Origin of the sequence: Pseudomonas sp. LM13, assembly GCF_041381355.1 — a bacterium.
Taxonomy (GTDB): domain Bacteria; phylum Pseudomonadota; class Gammaproteobacteria; order Pseudomonadales; family Pseudomonadaceae; genus Stutzerimonas; species Stutzerimonas frequens.
This window is the reverse complement of the sequence record NZ_JACBXH010000062.1, coordinates 1-14,918: the sequence shown is the minus strand read 5'-3', so window position 1 is coordinate 14,918 and position 14,918 is coordinate 1. Positions and strand designations below refer to the sequence as shown.

Genomic DNA, 14,918 nt, shown 5'->3' with positions numbered 1-14,918 from the left:
TTTAGACCTTAGTCTTTAGGGCTGGGGCGTCAAGGTCAGGAGTGGTTTGTTCGATAGTCTCGTTAGGCTACAAAACGTCTTACCACTTCCGGCCCGCCGGATTATTGTTCTGGTGGGCAGCCGAATCCTAACGGTTTGATGGCCACTAGTCGAATGCCGAAGTCTTGAGTGAGGGTGGTGTCTCGTTTTTTGACCTGCACCGAACGTGGTGGGCCAGCCGACTGCCAATTGCTCGGTAATCAACCTGCTAGAATCAGTCGCTCGACAAATCCTTCGACGGGCCGCCGTGATGCTTCCTGAATGCCAGCTGTTTGGAACCCTGGGCTGTCACCTGTGTGAGCAGGCTGAAGCGGTCGTGATGCCGCTGGTGGAGCACGGGCTGCTGGTGGAGCTGCTGGACGTGGCGGACAGGGTGGAATGGGTCGAGGATTACGGCCTGCGTATTCCCGTACTGCGTCGGGTGGATACGGGGGCGGAGTTGGATTGGCCGTTTGAAGTTGAGCAGGTTGTCCGCTTTCTTGAATGATTGAAGAGCGGCAAAATGTCGCCAGGCCAAAACAGAAAAACCGGCTGCAAGAGCCGGTTTTAGATACATCAGATAGCACGCCAAAAAGCGCTGATATCGGGAAATGGTCGGAGCGACTGGATTCGAACCAGCGACCTTCTCGTCCCGAACGAGACGCGCTACCAAGCTGCGCTACGCTCCGAAGATGGCGCGCATTCTACAGAAAAAGTTTTGCTGCACAAGACGTTATGCAGGATTTTTTTGATCGGGGAGCCTGTCCTGGACGAATGTCATGAGTCCTGGGCCGCCTCGTTCGAGGTGGCTCAGGGAGTGATGTCATAACTCTCGTACGGTGCGCACTTGGTCCTTGTTTACTTTTCCAGGCTTGCCGTCGAGCTGTTCATACTCGTAGAAGCCGGACTCATCGTCGAAGTCGGGCCGATCGAGGGTCTGTATTTCTCGGCCGTCGTTTAGCGTGATCACGCTTGGGTTGGCGCAGCCGGCGAGCATGCCGAAGCCCAGCGCAAGAACCAGAGTCACGAAGTAGCGTTGGCGCATGAGGCTATTCCTTCTGAAGTATGGTTAACACATCGGACGGAACGCTCCCATATGAAGTTCCCAGCGCAAGCTCGGCGGCCGCAAGCAGTTCCGGGGTGTTTAGATTGGCAAGGCGAATGTCGTCTTCGGCGACCCGAACGGCATGCGCTCCGAGCTTCAGTAGAAGCCGCTGCGGGCTGCGCTCGCCGGCCAGCCAATGAGCTTCGACCTCTGGTGTCAACGAGGTCGGGATGATGCTGAATAACGGCTCCCACTGTTGTCCGCGGCGCAGCATGACCGGTTTGCCTGGTGCTGCGATTGCGGCGGAGCAAAGTGATCGAAGCAACTGTTGGTCGATCAACGGCGTATCGCAGGGTAGCAGCAGCAGCCATTGGCCGCGCGCAGCTGCTAGACCGGCTCGTATACCTGCAAGGGGGCCGGGGTAATCTTCGCTGGCGTCATGCACCAGTCGATCCGCGTAGATCGCATAACGCGATCGGTTGCGGTTGCAGGAAACAAGCAGGTCTTCCGTCAGGGGGCGTACCAGATCGTGTAGCCAGGCGATCAGCGGACGCCCGCGCCATTCGATCAGGCCTTTGTCCCGTCCACCCATGCGCTGCCCGCGACCGCCGGCGAGCAGCAGAATCGAACAGGATGGCAGTCTCAAGTCGGGCACGCTTCGGATCCGAGTAGGTTGAGGGCTGATCCGGCATGACAAGCCGCTCGCCGAGTGAGCTGCGCCGGCTGTAGGGGCGTCTGGGGCGAGTTGAGCATGCTCGATAACAGTCCGCAAGCCCGGGCGCTAAACCAACCGAAAAAGCTGTTGTCTATTTCCACCATCCGCTTGTTCCTGAGTAGCGGATGCCGCCTGCTTATTTGGCTGACATACAAGGAGAACAACACCATGCAGGAGAGAAACGTTTGGGTTGACTATGCCAAGGCGATAGGGATCATCCTCGTTGTGTACGGGCATGTCGCGCGAGGGGTATTCAACGCGGGGCTGCCGATGGATGAGGCAGAGTTCGTGCTGGTGGATAGCATCATCTACAGCTTCCACATGCCGCTGTTCTTCTTTCTGTCCGGGTTGTTCTTCTTTGACTCGCTGCAGAAGCGGGGCAGGGGCGGGTTGATCATCAACAAGATCGATACGATCGCGTATCCGTTTATCGTCTGGTCCCTGCTGCAGGGTTTGTTCGAAGTCGCGCTCTCGAACTACACCAATGGCCAGGTGACTTTGGTCGAGGTTTTCTCACTGCTGTGGATGCCTCGGGCGCAGTTCTGGTTTTTGTATGCGCTGTTCCTGGTGTTCGTGGTTTGCACCTTTCTTTATGCGAAGGCAGATCGCCGGTTCTTCCTGCCGTTTGTAGTGCTGTTTGGTGTGTTGTTCGTTTTCCAGCAGGACCTGACCATCAACAACATGACGCGCTTCATCTTGGGCAATACAGTGTTTTTTGCGTTGGGTGTCTGGTTCAACGAAGTCAAGGCTTTCTTTCTGGCGCGATATTCTTCGCTCACGCTAGTCTTCGGAGCCATGTTCATAGCTGGGCAGTATCTGTTTCACGTGACGTTTGGCATGAATTACACCGATGGTGGTTTGCCGGTCTTGGCCTTGGCCACTGTCTCCATTTTCTTCATGGTCGCGCTGTCGATGTGGCTTGGGCAGTACCGGGTCGACTGGTTGCTGTTCATCGGCGCTTCGTCGATGACCATCTACCTGATGCATATCCTGGCGGGCAGTGGTGTACGCGTGATACTCAGTAAGTTCATGGGGATCGATTCGATTACGGTCCATTTGTTGATCGGTACGCTGATCGGTACCGCCGCCCCGTTGGTGGCGCAGCTGATCATTAATCGGTACCGACTGCACTTCCTGCTTGCTCCGCCGAAGCGAATTTCGGCATCGCACTTCCGTATGCGCAAAGCCCTTGCGTAATAGAACTCCGGGCCGCTCGGCATCATCGCCGAGCGGTCCATGGCAGTCTTGGCTTAGTCAACCGCAGCTGACGCGTTCGATCTTCATGTTTGCGTCGGTATTGATGTTGAGCCTTCGTGGATCGTATTCCAGGGTAACGATATCGTCGGGGCGCAGGATCCGTGCTCTTTCCGCATTGGAAAGTTGCCTCGCTTGCTCAAGGACTTCAGGGGTCGCCGTTCTACCCACAAAGTGCTGTACCGCATCGGAATTGCAGTGCCCCTGCCTCTGAGTCGGCGTATCAACGCCCGATGGTTGCGTGACGCTCTTGCACGCGGCCAATAGCAGCACAGCGGTGGCGATGATCAGCGCATTGCGATTGGGTCGGAACATGACATCTCCTTTCACTTCTGGGTTTGGGAGCGCGACTATTATGAATAGTGCCGATACGGACGTGACCTGAAGTATGCGGGCCTGCGGGTGTTCTGCCGGTACGGCCAGACGGGAACCGAAGCGCTGTTATTGCGTCTGATGGCGTTGTGCAATCCAGCAGTCAACGAAAACAAGGAGTGACCACGATGTTCAATTCCCCACTGCTCAAGCGTATCGCGGCGATGCTCGCTGCCCTGCATCTGCTATTAGTGGCTCAGATCCCATTGGCGCAAGCGGCCATGATCGGTACGCCGGAAGTCGTTACGGAACAACAGCAGCAGGTGGATCGGCAGCAACTGCTGACCATGCTGGACGATCAGGACGTGCAGAAAAAGCTCGAATCGATGGGCGTTGAGCGTGACCAGGTCGAGAAGCGCATTAATAGCCTGACTGCGGCCGAATTGGCGCAATTCAATCAGCAGCTTGATCAGGCGCCTGCTGGTGCCGGCGTCGTCGGCGTGATCGTTCTGTTCCTAGTCATCTTCATCATCACTGACATGCTTTGCGCGACCAACATCTTCAATTTCGTCAATTGCATCAACCGTTGAGTCGACTGCTGCTGGTACTTCTGTTGGCCGGACTGGTCGGAGGCTGTGCATCGTCGAGAATATCCCTCGACGATGCGGACCTTCCGTCTGCGGCCGAGCTGACCGAAGTGCCGTTCTACCCGCAGGAAGCCTATCAGTGCGGGCCGGCTGCGCTGGCGACCATGCTGGCGCAGCGGGGCGTTCCTGCTGATCCGGATGTGCTAGTGGATCAGGTGTACATCCCGGGGCGAAGGGGCAGTCTTCAAGTGGAAATGGTCGCCGCAGCGCGGACGGCGGGGCTTCTGGTCTATCCGCTGCGCTCGCGCCTGGAGGACGTGCTGGCGGAAGTGGCGGCCGGCAATCCAGTTCTGGTTCTGCAGAACCTGGCGTTCGATCGTTGGCCGCAATGGCATTTCGCCGTTGTGGTGGGTTACGACCTTGTCGAACAACGGCTCGTGTTGCGCTCTGGTACCACCGAGCGTTGGATCGCCTCCTTTCGCGACTTCGAACGCACCTGGTCCAAGGCCGAGCGGTGGGCGGTCGTGACGCTTAACCCGGATCAGCTTCCGGCGACGGCACGAGAAACCGTCTGGTTGCGTAGTGCAAGTGATCTCGAGGAGGTTGGGCAAGTACGCCCGGCGAGAGTCGCCTATGAGGCGGCGGTTGCTCGTTGGAAATCTTCGCTCGGGTTATTTGCGCTGGCCAACAGTCAGTACGCGGCCGGGCAGAAGGAGATGGCGGAACGGTCGTTGCGGGATAGCATTGCTACGGACCCAGGCTTCGCCATTGGCTGGTTCAATCTTTCGCATGTGCTGGCCGAGCGCGGATGCCATGTCGGTGCGCAGCAGGCGCGGTCCTGCGCTAAGCGTCTGGCGCCAGACGACCCTCGTTTCGATGCGCCGCTACCGGCAGTCACGCGGGAGTCGGCAGCATCGTGCCAGCCGGCGCCGCCGTGCGGTGCTCGCTAGGTATCATCAGAAGCCCAGTCTGTCGCGCAGGCTGTAATAAAGAGCTCCAAGTGCGCTGAGTGGCGCCTGGAAGCGTTGCCCGCCAGGAAATGGATAGTGGGGGAGGCTGGCGAATGCATCGAATCGCTCAGCCTGGCCGCTCAATGCTTCGGCGATGACCTTCCCGGCAACATGGGTGTAAGTGACACCATGCCCGCTGCAACCCTGCGAATAATAGATATTGTTGCCCAGGCGGCCCACCTGAGGCAGTCGGGAGAGCGTGAGCAGGAAGTTGCCGGTCCACGCATAGTCGATTCTCACCTTGGCCAGCTGCGGGAACGTCTTGAGCATTTTGGGGTGGATAATCGATTCGATGTCAGCAGGGTCTCGAGCTCCGTAGACGACCCCCCCGCCATAGATTAGGCGCTTGTCGGCCGAGAGGCGGTAGTAATCGAGCAGGTAGTTGCAGTCTTCCACGCAGTAGTCCTGCGGGAGGAGGCTGCGCGCCAGTTCGTCATCGAGTGGCTCAGTGGCAATCACCTGGGTTCCGCAGGGCATGGACTTGGCGGCTAGCTCCGGTATCAGATCGCCCAGATAAGCGTTACCGGCGACCACCACGAATTTTGCACGGACATTGCCGGTGGGGGTGTGTATCAATGGCTGTTCGCCTCGCTCGATTCGTACGGCGGGGGAGTTCTCGTATACGATGCCGCCTAACGATTCGACGGCAGCGGCTTCGCCGAGCGCCAGATTAAGCGGATGGATATGGCCGCCTTGCTTGTCGAGCACGCCGCCGATGTACCGATCACTGGCTACGACCCGCTTGATGCCCTGCTCATCGAGCAGCTCCAGCTGGTGGTAGCCATATCGTTCCCACAGTGCCTTCTGTGCTTCGAGGTGATGCATCTGTTTCTGGCTTAACGCCGCAAACACGCCGCCGTCCTTCAGATCGCACTGGATGTTGTAGCGTGCGACCCGCTCGCGGATGATCCTGCCGCCCTCGAAGGCCATTTGACCGATCAATTTGGCGGCCGAGCTATCGACGCTTCGTTCGATGCTGTCGAGGTCGCGGCTGTAGCTGTTGACGATTTGCCCTCCGTTGCGGCCAGAGGCGCCAAAACCGACCTTCGCCGCTTCCAGCACAGTTACGCTGAAGCCCTTTTCGAGCAGGAACAGCGCGGTAGAAAGCCCGGTATACCCGGCGCCGATGACACATACATCCGTTTGCTTCGCTTCTTGCAGTGTCGGGCGTTCCTTGGTCATGTTTGCGGTGGCGGCGTAATAGGAGGCCGGGTAGGGAGTGTTCGGCATATTGGAATCTCTGTTCTGAATCTTTTACGCATGCTAGCGCTTAGCCGCACGACTCGCCAGTGACTGAGCGCTGATAGGGGCTTTTTCAAATTTTCCAAATATCAGTGAGTTAGCTGAAAAAAAACCGCTTGACCTTTTTTTTCGAGTCTTTAGAATGCGCCCCCATCGAAGGCACATAGCTCAGTTGGTTAGAGCACCACCTTGACATGGTGGGGGTCGTTGGTTCGAATCCAATTGTGCCTACCAATTCGAATAAAAGGGTCGCGCAAGCGACCCTTTTTTTTGGCTCGCTTGTCAGGATCTCGGCATTCTGAAAGTATCGCCAGTCGTGTTTTCCCAGTGACTTCGGTCCGGTCGAGAGTAAGCCTTCAGGCTCCTGCCACTGTGCGGTGGGAATGCTCGCCGGGTCGCTTTCCTGGCTCATCCCAACCCATGTGGCCTTTGGTACGGGTCACCACTAGGAGAGGAGGCGCCATGCCCACTATTACTCTTCCCGATGGCAGTCAGCGTTCGTTCGATCACCCGGTTACCGTGGCTGAGGTGGCTCAGTCCATTGGTGCTGGCCTGGCCAAGGCGACGCTCGCCGGTAAGGTCGACGGTAGATTGGTCGATGCCTGTGATCTGATCGACGCGGATGCTTCGTTGCAGATCATTACGCCGAAGGATGAGGAGGGGCTGGATATCATTCGCCACTCCTGCGCGCACCTGATCGGTCATGCAGTAAAACAGCTGTATCCGACTGCGCGCATGGTTATTGGGCCGGTCATCGAAGAAGGCTTTTATTACGATATCGCCTATGAGCGGCCCTTTACGCCTGATGATGTCGCGGCCATCGAGCAGCGGATGCGTGAGCTGATCGAGCGTGATTACGACGTCGTCAAGAAGATGACTCCGCGCGCCGAAGTCGTCGAGGTCTTCAAGTCCCGAGGCGAGGATTACAAGCTGCGTCTGATCGAGGATATGCCCGACGAGCAGGCGATGGGTTTGTACTACCACGAAGAATATGTCGACATGTGCCGAGGCCCGCATGTGCCGAATACCCGTTTCCTCAAGGCGTTCAAGCTGACCCGCATTTCCGGGGCCTACTGGCGTGGTGACTCAAAGAACGAACAGCTGCAGCGCATCTATGGCACTGCCTGGGCCGACAAAAAGCAGCTGGCCGCTTACATCCAGCGCATAGAGGAGGCCGAGAAGCGCGATCATCGTCGCATCGGCAAGCAGCTCGACCTCTTTCATACGCAAGAGGAAGCGCCGGGTATGGTCTTCTGGCATCCGGCCGGCTGGACCCTGTACCAGAACCTCGAGCAGTACATGCGTCAGGTGCAGCGCGAGAACGGCTATCAGGAGGTGCGTACGCCGCAGGTGGTCGATCGCATCCTGTGGGAAAAGTCTGGGCATTGGTCCAACTACGCCGAGAACATGTTCACCACCTCGTCGGAGAATCGCGATTATGCGGTGAAGCCGATGAACTGCCCGTGTCATGTGCAGATCTTCAACCAAGGCCTGAAGTCCTATCGTGACTTACCGCTGCGCATGGCTGAGTTCGGCGCCTGCCACCGTAACGAGCCTTCCGGCGCGCTGCACGGCATCATGCGTGTGCGCGGCTTCACTCAGGATGATGCGCACATCTTTTGCACCGAAGAGCAGGTGAAGAAGGAGGCTGCCGACTTCATCAAGTTGACGCTCAAGGTCTATGCCGATTTCGGTTTCAGCGACATCGCCATGAAGCTCTCCACTCGTCCAGCCAAGCGTGTAGGCTCCGATGAGTTGTGGGATCGTGCCGAGGGTGCGCTGGCCGAGGCGCTCAACGAGTCCGGGCTGGCATGGGAATATCAGCCGGGCGAAGGAGCATTTTACGGACCGAAGATCGAGTTCACCTTGCGTGATTGCCTGGGGCGTAATTGGCAATGCGGCACCCTGCAGTACGATCCGAACCTGCCTGAGCGCCTGGATGCCAGCTTCGTCGCTGAAGATAATAGCCGCCAGCGGCCGGTGATGCTGCACCGTGCCATTCTCGGTTCGTTCGAGCGTTTCATCGGTATGCTCATCGAGCACTACGCTGGCGCATTCCCTGCTTGGCTCGCTCCGACTCAGGCGGTGATCATGAATATCACCGACAAGCAGGCTGCATTTGCCATGGAAGTCGAGAAAAGCCTCGTCCAAAGCGGATTCCGTGCCAAGTGTGACTTGAGAAACGAAAAGATCGGCTTTAAAATCCGCGAGCATACTTTGCTCAAGACTCCTTATCTCTTGGTTATCGGGGATCGGGAGGTTGAGACTCGATCCGTTGCTGTGCGCACCCGTGAAGGCGTCGATTTGGGCTCCATGCCCCTCGATCAATTCGCGCAGCAGTTGGCACAGGCGGTTTCCCGGCGTGGTCGCCAAGAATTGGAGTAATGACTATTAAGCGTGAAATGAGACAGGATAAACGAACTGCACCCAAGGCCCCGATCAACGAGAATATCTCGGCTCGTGAGGTCCGTTTGATTGGCGCTGATGGCGAGCAGATTGGCATCGTCTCGATTGATGAAGCGCTGCAGGTTGCAGAAGAGGCCAAACTGGATCTGGTTGAGATCTCTGCCGATGCGAATCCTCCGGTGTGCCGGATCATGGATTACGGCAAGCACCTTTTCGAGAAGAAGAAGCAGGTCGCTGCGGCGAAGAAGAACCAGAAGCAGGTTCAGGTCAAAGAAGTAAAGTTTCGTCCAGGGACGGAGGAGGGGGACTACCAGGTCAAGCTGCGTAACCTGGTGCGTTTCCTGAGTGACGGGGACAGGGCCAAGGTATCCTTGCGATTCCGCGGTCGTGAGATGGCTCATCAGGAGCTGGGGATGGAATTGTTGAAGCGGGTCGAGACAGATCTCGCTGAATACGGTTCGGTCGAGCAGCATCCGAAGATGGAAGGACGCCAGCTGATCATGGTCATCGCTCCCAAGAAGAAAAAGTAACCTCCAGGGCACTGGCAGGCCTTGCGGTTATTTGTAATCACCCACAATGTGGAGTACCGAACATGCCAAAGATGAAAACCAAAAGTGGTGCTGCGAAGCGCTTCAAGAAGACTGCTAACGGCTTCAAGCACAAGCACGCTTTCAAGAGCCACATCCTGACCAAGATGACCACCAAGCGTAAGCGTCAGCTGCGCGGTTGCTCGCAAGTGCATCCGTCCGACGTCGCAAAAGTGGAGCGCATGCTGCGCGTTCGTTGATCCGGTCAAGACTCAGAGGAATAACTCATGGCTCGTGTTAAGCGTGGCGTCGTTGCCCGTCGCCGTCACAAGAAAATTCTGAAACTCGCCAAAGGCTACTACGGTGCGCGTTCTCGCGTATTCCGCGTTGCCAAGCAGGCGGTAATCAAGGCAGGTCAGTACGCCTACCGTGACCGTCGTCAGCGCAAGCGTCAGTTCCGCGCTCTGTGGATCGCCCGTATCAACGCCGGTGCTCGTGTCAACGGTCTGTCCTACAGCCGTCTGATCGCCGGTCTGAAGAAGGCGGCCATCGAGATCGATCGCAAGGTTCTGGCCGATCTGGCAGTGAACGAAAAAGCAGCCTTTGCTGCGATTGTCGAGAAAGCCAAAGCTTCTCTGGCTTAAGCCCCGGCAATCACGGATCTTCGGATTCGTTGTAAGTCATCGATAGGGGAAGAGCCTTGTGCTCTTCCCCTATTTCGTATCTGGAAGGGGCTTTTGCAAAAGTGCGCTTGGCGACAGCCTGCATGAGGCGTCTAGCCAGTGCGGTTCTGCAAGAACCTCTGGAGGTTATGTACATGGAAAATCTGGATGCACTGGTCTCGCAAGCGCTAGAGGCCGTGCAACGAAGCGAAGACATCGGTGCCCTTGAGCAGGTCCGTGTTCAGTACCTTGGCAAGAAGGGCGAGCTGACTCAGCTGATGCAAACGCTGGGTAAGCTGTCTGCCGAAGAGCGTCCGCAGGCCGGCGCGTTGATCAACGCTGCCAAGAATCAGGTGCAGGATGTGCTCAATGCTCGCAAGGCCGATCTGGAACAGGCTGAGCTAGAAGCCAAGCTGGCTGCTGAGCGAATCGATGTAACCTTGCCGGGCCGCGGTGAGGCGTCCGGCGGGTTGCATCCGGTGACCCGTACGCTGGAGCGGGTCGAACAGTTCTTCAGTCATATCGGCTACAGCGTTGCGGAGGGCCCAGAGGTTGAAGACGACTATCACAACTTCGAAGCGCTGAATATTCCGGGGCATCATCCCGCGCGGGCGATGCACGACACTTTCTACTTCAATGCCAACATGTTGCTGCGCACACACACTTCGCCCGTGCAGGTGCGCACCATGGAATCTCGCCAGCCACCAATTCGAATCGTATGCCCAGGCCGCGTCTATCGCTGCGACTCGGATATCACCCACTCGCCGATGTTTCATCAGGTCGAAGGTCTGCTGGTCGACGAAGGTGTCAGCTTTGCGGACCTCAAGGGAACTATTGAGGAGTTCCTCCGCGTGTTCTTTGAGAAGCCACTTGGCGTGCGCTTCCGTCCATCGTTCTTCCCTTTCACCGAGCCGTCTGCGGAAGTCGACATGCAGTGCGTGATGTGTAGCGGCAAGGGTTGTCGTGTCTGCAAGCAGACCGGCTGGCTCGAGGTCATGGGTTGCGGCATGGTGCATCCAAACGTATTGCGGATGTCGGGAATCGATCCGGAGCGCTATTCCGGTTTCGCCTTTGGCATGGGCGTCGAGCGCCTCGCCATGCTGCGTTACGGCGTCAATGATTTGCGCCTGTTCTTCGACAATGACCTGCGGTTCCTTGCGCAATTTCGCTAGTGCCGCCGACCGTCAACGCATATTTAGGAGAACAGGATGAAATTCAGTGAACAGTGGCTGCGGAGCTGGGTTAATCCGCAGGTTTCGCGTGAAGAGTTGGTTGCCCGCCTGTCCATGGTTGGGCTTGAAGTCGATGCCGTGACGCCGGTTGCCGGCAGCTTCAGTGGCGTGATCGTCGGCGAGGTGCTGGAAACAGCGCAGCACCCCGATGCCGACAAGCTCAGAGTTTGCCAGGTCAGCAACGGCAAGGAGACTTTTCAGGTGGTGTGCGGCGCGCCAAACGTGCGCCCTGGACTGAAGATTCCTTTCGCCATGATCGGGGCCCAGTTGCCGGGTGATTTCAAGATCAAAAAGGCCAAGCTGCGTGGCGTTGAATCCAACGGCATGCTGTGTTCTGAAACCGAGCTGCAGATAGGCAGCGACGACAGCGGTCTGATGGAGCTGGCAGCTGGTGCGCCGGTTGGCGCCGATCTGCGCGAATACCTTGATCTAGACGATGTAAGCATCGAAATTGGTCTGACGCCGAACCGCGGCGATTGCCTGTCGCTCGCCGGTTTGGCTCGAGAGGTCGGAGCGATCTACGGAGCTGAAGTGCGTTCTGTGGATTTTGCTGCGGCTAAGGTTGTGCACCAAGATGTACGTCCGGTCGAGGTTCTAGCCCCGAAGGCATGCCCACGCTATCTCGGACGGGTAATCCGCAATGTCGACCTGTCGCGTCCGGCGCCCCTCTGGATGGTAGAGCGCCTGCGTCGCTCCGATATTCGCAGCATCGATGCGGTTGTCGACGTCACTAACTACGTGATGCTTGAGCTGGGTCAGCCGTTGCACGCATTCGATCTCGATGAGATCAAGGGCGGCATTCGGGTCCGTATGGCAGACGAAGGCGAAAAGCTGGTTCTGCTGGATGGCCAGGAGATCGTCTTGCGCAGCGATACGTTGGTTATCGCCGACCATGAGCGACCGCTTGCTGTCGCTGGGGTCATGGGGGGGGAACACAGCGGTGTGAGCGCCTCCACTCGCAGCATCTTTCTCGAAAGTGCGTTCTTCGACACCATCGCGTTGGCCGGCAAGGCGCGTTCATACGGCCTGCATACGGATGCCTCGCATCGCTTCGAGCGTGGCGTCGACTCGCAGCTTCCACATCGTGCAATGGAGCGGGCAACCAATTTGCTCCTCGAAATCGTTGGTGGAGAGGCAGGCCCAATCGTCGAGGCGGCCAGCGAAGGTGATCTGCCAAACATTGCCCCGGTAACCCTACGTGCCGAGCGCATCAACCAGATGTTGGGGTTGGAGCTGGACCATGGCGAAGTAGTGCGCTTGCTGACCTCGCTGGGGCTCACCGTTGCACAGGACGCTGAGGGGCGTTGGCAGGTTTCCGTTCCGAGTCATCGATTCGACATCAGCCTGGAAGTCGATCTGATCGAGGAACTGGGACGCCTGTACGGCTATGACCGTCTACCCGTACGTTACCCGCAGGCCCGTCTCGCGCCCGTTGCGAAGCCCGAAGCGCGTGCGGAGCTGCCATTGCTGCGACGTTTGTTGGTGGCGCGTGGTTATCAAGAAGCGATCACCTACAGCTTCATCGATCCCAAGCTGTTCGAGCTGTTCAGCCCTGGCGTGAAACCTTTGGAGCTGGCCAATCCGATTTCGGCAGATATGGCTGCAATGCGCGCATCGCTCTGGCCAGGGTTGGTCAAGGCATTGCAATACAACCTCAATCGACAGCAGTCGCGCGTTCGCCTGTTCGAGGCGGGGCTGCGATTTGTTGGTCAGCTGCCCGGGCTCGAGCAGGACGCCATGTTGGCAGGTGTGGTGACGGGCAGTCGTGAGCCCGAGGGTTGGGCGAATACCAGCGAAACGGTGGATTTTTTCGACGTCAAGGCAGATGTCGAAGCATTGCTCGCGTTTGCCGGCAACGCTGGCGCCTATCGTTTCGTGCCAGGTGAGCATCCAGCATTGCACCCAGGGCAAACCGCTCGGGTCGAGCGTGATGGGCAGTTGGTCGGATTTGTTGGCAGTTTGCACCCGGAACTGGCGAGCGCGTTGGGTATCGATCAGCCTGTCTATCTATTTGAACTCAAGCTTGCCGAGATAGCCGAGGGGCGCATGCCGTCCTTCGCTGAGCTTTCGCGCTTCCCGGAAGTCCGTCGGGACCTTGCGGTTCTGGTCGGGCGCGAGGTGATGGCTCAGGACATACTGGACTGCATTCGCGTCGTCGCGGGCGCTAATCTGACCGACCTCAAGCTATTTGACGTCTATCAGGGAAAAGGTATTGATCCTCTTAGCAAAAGTGTGGCAGTCGGCTTGACCTGGCAGCACCCTTCGCGCACTCTAAACGACGATGAGGTGAACGAAACGATGCTGAAGATCCTCACCTCCTTGGAAGAAAGGTTCAATGCCACGTTAAGGAAATAGCGTATGGGGGCTCTGACGAAAGCTGAAATGGCGGAACGTCTATATGAAGAGCTGGGCTTGAATAAGCGCGAGGCCAAGGAACTGGTCGAGCTGTTTTTCGAGGAGATTCGTCAGGCGCTCGAGCACAATGAACAGGTCAAGCTATCCGGTTTCGGCAATTTCGACCTGCGCGACAAGCGGCAGCGCCCAGGACGTAATCCTAAAACTGGAGAGGAAATTCCTATCACGGCACGTCGTGTTGTAACGTTCCGTCCAGGGCAGAAGCTCAAAGCCAGGGTCGAAGCATATGCTGGAACCAAGTCATAACGACGAACTCCCGACGATACCGGGCAAACGTTACTTCACTATCGGAGAGGTCAGCGAGCTCTGCGCGGTGAAGCCTCACGTTTTGCGTTATTGGGAGCAGGAATTCCCCCAGCTCAACCCAGTGAAGCGCCGTGGTAACCGACGTTACTACCAGCGTCAGGACGTCCTGATGATTCGTCAGATTCGTTCGCTTCTCTACGAGCAGGGCTTCACGATCGGAGGAGCCCGCCAGCGTATGTCAGGCGAGGAGGCCCGGGAAGACACGACGCAGTACAAGCAACTGATCCGTCAGATGATCTCGGAGTTGGAAGAAGTCCTTCAGGTACTCCGAAAGTAGCAAGGGGCATCGAAAAAACTTTCACATTTTCAGATGCTTAATGTATAGTTCTTCCCGCTTTCAGCAGTGCTGATAGCATTAGTCGGGGCGTAGCGCAGCCTGGTAGCGCACTTGCATGGGGTGCAAGGGGTCGAGTGTTCGAATCACTCCGTCCCGACCAAAAAACCTCAAGAAATCCAGTCACTTAGCGGTGACTGGATTTTTTTATTTCTGGCGCCTGCAAAATTTCTGCAAAATACCAGCAAAATCCTATTTGTAGAACCTTTCCGAGGGTTTCTGAATATGCAAGTCATCTTCCAGCCGCAATTGGCCTGACTCAAGAACGTGCGATGAGGTGGCTGTTTGCACGTTTGTCGCCACAAGAGCATGGGCCATAGGGTGGTGACGAGTACCTGACTCGCTACGCCAGCTATCAGGAGGTGGAAACTGACCTGTTCGAGTACATCCGCTTTTACAATCACCGCCGTCGCCACTCAACGTTGGGCTATCTCAGTCCGATGGAGTTTGAACGGCGAAATGCGAGCAGTAGCTTTTAACTACCTTGTCCACCAGTTCCGGGGCAGACCACTAGCCTAGGAGGCATGCTTTGAGAGCAGTATGCATCTCGGTTGTCCGTAAGCTGCGTCCGAAATGGTGCCGGGGATCATTTGTCCTCGGACGCGATGTCCGTTATCAGGGTTGGCGTAAAGGCGGGCTCCAGTGTGTGCAGCGCATACCACCGAAGCTGCTCTGCGTTTAACGTCGATTGGGGAGCGATGGCAGTGGTAACCGGGGCGCGAACATGGCTCCTTGAGCAAGTCACAGCTGAAATAAACACGAATTGAAGTGAAGCATCGTTTTTGGCTAGGAGCGTTCGTAAGTTGCTGAATCTAAAAGAAAAACATTGATTTTATGAGTATTAGCTATTTGC

17 protein-coding genes and 3 tRNA genes are annotated in these 14,918 nt (G+C 57.1%); 15 read left to right on the top strand and 5 right to left on the bottom strand.

Translation table 11 applies throughout. The features are described 5' to 3' along the window. Positions 1-289 precede the first annotated feature (289 nt). A complete protein-coding gene (locus tag HZR81_RS22275; RefSeq protein WP_003298348.1) occupies positions 290-526 on the top strand; it encodes a glutaredoxin family protein in 237 nt (78 codons plus the stop codon). A gap of 104 nt (positions 527-630) precedes the next feature. Here the strand turns inward: HZR81_RS22275 and HZR81_RS22270 are convergent. The 3 genes from HZR81_RS22270 to mobA form a co-directional block, all read right to left on the bottom strand. Then, a tRNA-Pro gene (locus tag HZR81_RS22270) sits at positions 631-707 on the bottom strand. Between the two features lie 134 nt (positions 708-841). Then, positions 842-1,063, bottom strand: a complete 222-nt coding sequence (locus HZR81_RS22265) for a YgdI/YgdR family lipoprotein (RefSeq protein WP_063541039.1) — start codon at positions 1,061-1,063, stop codon at positions 842-844. A gap of 4 nt (positions 1,064-1,067) precedes the next feature. Beyond that, the gene (mobA, locus tag HZR81_RS22260) at positions 1,068-1,718 is read right to left on the bottom strand and encodes a molybdenum cofactor guanylyltransferase MobA (protein ID WP_200593511.1); all 651 of its coding nucleotides are present in this window, start codon (positions 1,716-1,718) and stop codon (positions 1,068-1,070) included. 228 nt (positions 1,719-1,946) lie between these two features. Here mobA and HZR81_RS22255 point away from each other — a divergent pair, with 228 nt between their 5' ends. Next, complete coding sequence (locus HZR81_RS22255) at positions 1,947-2,975, top strand: acyltransferase family protein (protein WP_125868181.1); 1,029 nt, start codon at positions 1,947-1,949, stop codon at positions 2,973-2,975. A gap of 57 nt (positions 2,976-3,032) precedes the next feature. Here the strand turns inward: HZR81_RS22255 and HZR81_RS22250 are convergent, their stop codons facing one another. Continuing rightward, positions 3,033-3,347, bottom strand: a complete 315-nt coding sequence (locus HZR81_RS22250; protein ID WP_063541041.1) for an I78 family peptidase inhibitor — start codon at positions 3,345-3,347, stop codon at positions 3,033-3,035. Between the two features lie 185 nt (positions 3,348-3,532). On the opposite strand from HZR81_RS22250, the gene HZR81_RS22245 reads away from it, so the two are divergent. Both HZR81_RS22245 and HZR81_RS22240 read left to right on the top strand, forming a co-directional pair. Next, positions 3,533-3,934, top strand: coding sequence for a PA2779 family protein (locus HZR81_RS22245; RefSeq protein ID WP_063541042.1), 402 nt, complete (start codon positions 3,533-3,535; stop codon positions 3,932-3,934). Beyond that, a complete protein-coding gene (locus HZR81_RS22240; RefSeq protein ID WP_063541043.1) occupies positions 3,931-4,881 on the top strand; it encodes a PA2778 family cysteine peptidase in 951 nt (316 codons plus the stop codon). The genes HZR81_RS22245 and HZR81_RS22240 overlap by 4 nt, the downstream gene beginning before the upstream one ends. Positions 4,882-4,887: 6 nt before the next feature. Here HZR81_RS22240 and HZR81_RS22235 read toward each other — a convergent pair whose 3' ends face one another. Next, on the bottom strand, positions 4,888-6,171 hold the full coding sequence (locus HZR81_RS22235) for an NAD(P)/FAD-dependent oxidoreductase (RefSeq protein ID WP_279641082.1): 1,284 nt from the start codon (positions 6,169-6,171) through the stop codon (positions 4,888-4,890). A 169-nt stretch (positions 6,172-6,340) separates the two neighbouring features. On the opposite strand from HZR81_RS22235, the gene HZR81_RS22230 reads away from it, so the two are divergent. From HZR81_RS22230 to HZR81_RS22180, 11 genes are all read left to right on the top strand, one after another. Next, positions 6,341-6,417, top strand: a tRNA-Val gene (locus HZR81_RS22230). Between the two features lie 228 nt (positions 6,418-6,645). Then, positions 6,646-8,568, top strand: a complete 1,923-nt coding sequence (gene thrS / locus HZR81_RS22225) for a threonine--tRNA ligase (RefSeq protein WP_270053308.1) — start codon at positions 6,646-6,648, stop codon at positions 8,566-8,568. Further along, on the top strand, positions 8,568-9,119 hold the full coding sequence (gene infC / locus HZR81_RS22220) for a translation initiation factor IF-3 (protein ID WP_172974169.1): 552 nt from the start codon (positions 8,568-8,570) through the stop codon (positions 9,117-9,119). Before thrS ends, infC begins: the two co-directional genes overlap by 1 nt. A gap of 62 nt (positions 9,120-9,181) precedes the next feature. Next, the gene (gene rpmI, locus HZR81_RS22215; protein ID WP_003298367.1) at positions 9,182-9,376 is read left to right on the top strand and encodes a 50S ribosomal protein L35; all 195 of its coding nucleotides are present in this window, start codon (positions 9,182-9,184) and stop codon (positions 9,374-9,376) included. A gap of 27 nt (positions 9,377-9,403) precedes the next feature. Beyond that, positions 9,404-9,760, top strand: coding sequence for a 50S ribosomal protein L20 (gene rplT, locus HZR81_RS22210; RefSeq protein ID WP_003282569.1), 357 nt, complete (start codon positions 9,404-9,406; stop codon positions 9,758-9,760). A 173-nt stretch (positions 9,761-9,933) separates the two neighbouring features. Continuing rightward, positions 9,934-10,950, top strand: coding sequence for a phenylalanine--tRNA ligase subunit alpha (pheS, locus tag HZR81_RS22205; RefSeq protein ID WP_063541073.1), 1,017 nt, complete (start codon positions 9,934-9,936; stop codon positions 10,948-10,950). 36 nt (positions 10,951-10,986) lie between these two features. Continuing rightward, a complete protein-coding gene (pheT, locus tag HZR81_RS22200) occupies positions 10,987-13,365 on the top strand; it encodes a phenylalanine--tRNA ligase subunit beta (protein WP_500129285.1) in 2,379 nt (792 codons plus the stop codon). A 3-nt stretch (positions 13,366-13,368) separates the two neighbouring features. Further along, on the top strand, positions 13,369-13,671 hold the full coding sequence (ihfA, locus tag HZR81_RS22195; RefSeq protein WP_003282572.1) for an integration host factor subunit alpha: 303 nt from the start codon (positions 13,369-13,371) through the stop codon (positions 13,669-13,671). Then, positions 13,652-14,008: a MerR family transcriptional regulator gene (locus HZR81_RS22190; protein ID WP_063541047.1), complete on the top strand. Its 357-nt coding sequence runs from the start codon at positions 13,652-13,654 to the stop codon at positions 14,006-14,008. Before ihfA ends, HZR81_RS22190 begins: the two co-directional genes overlap by 20 nt. An 83-nt stretch (positions 14,009-14,091) precedes the next feature. Next, positions 14,092-14,168: transfer RNA gene (locus HZR81_RS22185), tRNA-Pro, on the top strand. Positions 14,169-14,400: 232 nt separating this feature from the next. Then, complete coding sequence (locus tag HZR81_RS22180) at positions 14,401-14,544, top strand: IS3 family transposase (protein ID WP_500129286.1); 144 nt, start codon at positions 14,401-14,403, stop codon at positions 14,542-14,544. The last annotated feature ends 374 nt before the right edge of the window (positions 14,545-14,918 follow it).

Coding starts and splice junctions, on each gene's coding strand:
- pheS (WP_063541073.1), top strand. CDS start 9,934: ATGGAAAATCTGGATGCACTGGTCTCGCAAGCGCTAGAGGCCGTGCAA.
- pheT (WP_500129285.1), top strand. CDS start 10,987: ATGAAATTCAGTGAACAGTGGCTGCGGAGCTGGGTTAATCCGCAGGTT.
- HZR81_RS22265 (WP_063541039.1), bottom strand. CDS start 1,063: ATGCGCCAACGCTACTTCGTGACTCTGGTTCTTGCGCTGGGCTTCGGC.
- HZR81_RS22255 (WP_125868181.1), top strand. CDS start 1,947: ATGCAGGAGAGAAACGTTTGGGTTGACTATGCCAAGGCGATAGGGATC.
- rpmI (WP_003298367.1), top strand. CDS start 9,182: ATGCCAAAGATGAAAACCAAAAGTGGTGCTGCGAAGCGCTTCAAGAAG.
- HZR81_RS22275 (WP_003298348.1), top strand. CDS start 290: ATGCTTCCTGAATGCCAGCTGTTTGGAACCCTGGGCTGTCACCTGTGT.
- HZR81_RS22190 (WP_063541047.1), top strand. CDS start 13,652: ATGCTGGAACCAAGTCATAACGACGAACTCCCGACGATACCGGGCAAA.
- HZR81_RS22250 (WP_063541041.1), bottom strand. CDS start 3,347: ATGTTCCGACCCAATCGCAATGCGCTGATCATCGCCACCGCTGTGCTG.
- HZR81_RS22235 (WP_279641082.1), bottom strand. CDS start 6,171: ATGCCGAACACTCCCTACCCGGCCTCCTATTACGCCGCCACCGCAAAC.
- rplT (WP_003282569.1), top strand. CDS start 9,404: ATGGCTCGTGTTAAGCGTGGCGTCGTTGCCCGTCGCCGTCACAAGAAA.
- thrS (WP_270053308.1), top strand. CDS start 6,646: ATGCCCACTATTACTCTTCCCGATGGCAGTCAGCGTTCGTTCGATCAC.
- ihfA (WP_003282572.1), top strand. CDS start 13,369: ATGGGGGCTCTGACGAAAGCTGAAATGGCGGAACGTCTATATGAAGAG.
- infC (WP_172974169.1), top strand. CDS start 8,568: ATGACTATTAAGCGTGAAATGAGACAGGATAAACGAACTGCACCCAAG.
- HZR81_RS22245 (WP_063541042.1), top strand. CDS start 3,533: ATGTTCAATTCCCCACTGCTCAAGCGTATCGCGGCGATGCTCGCTGCC.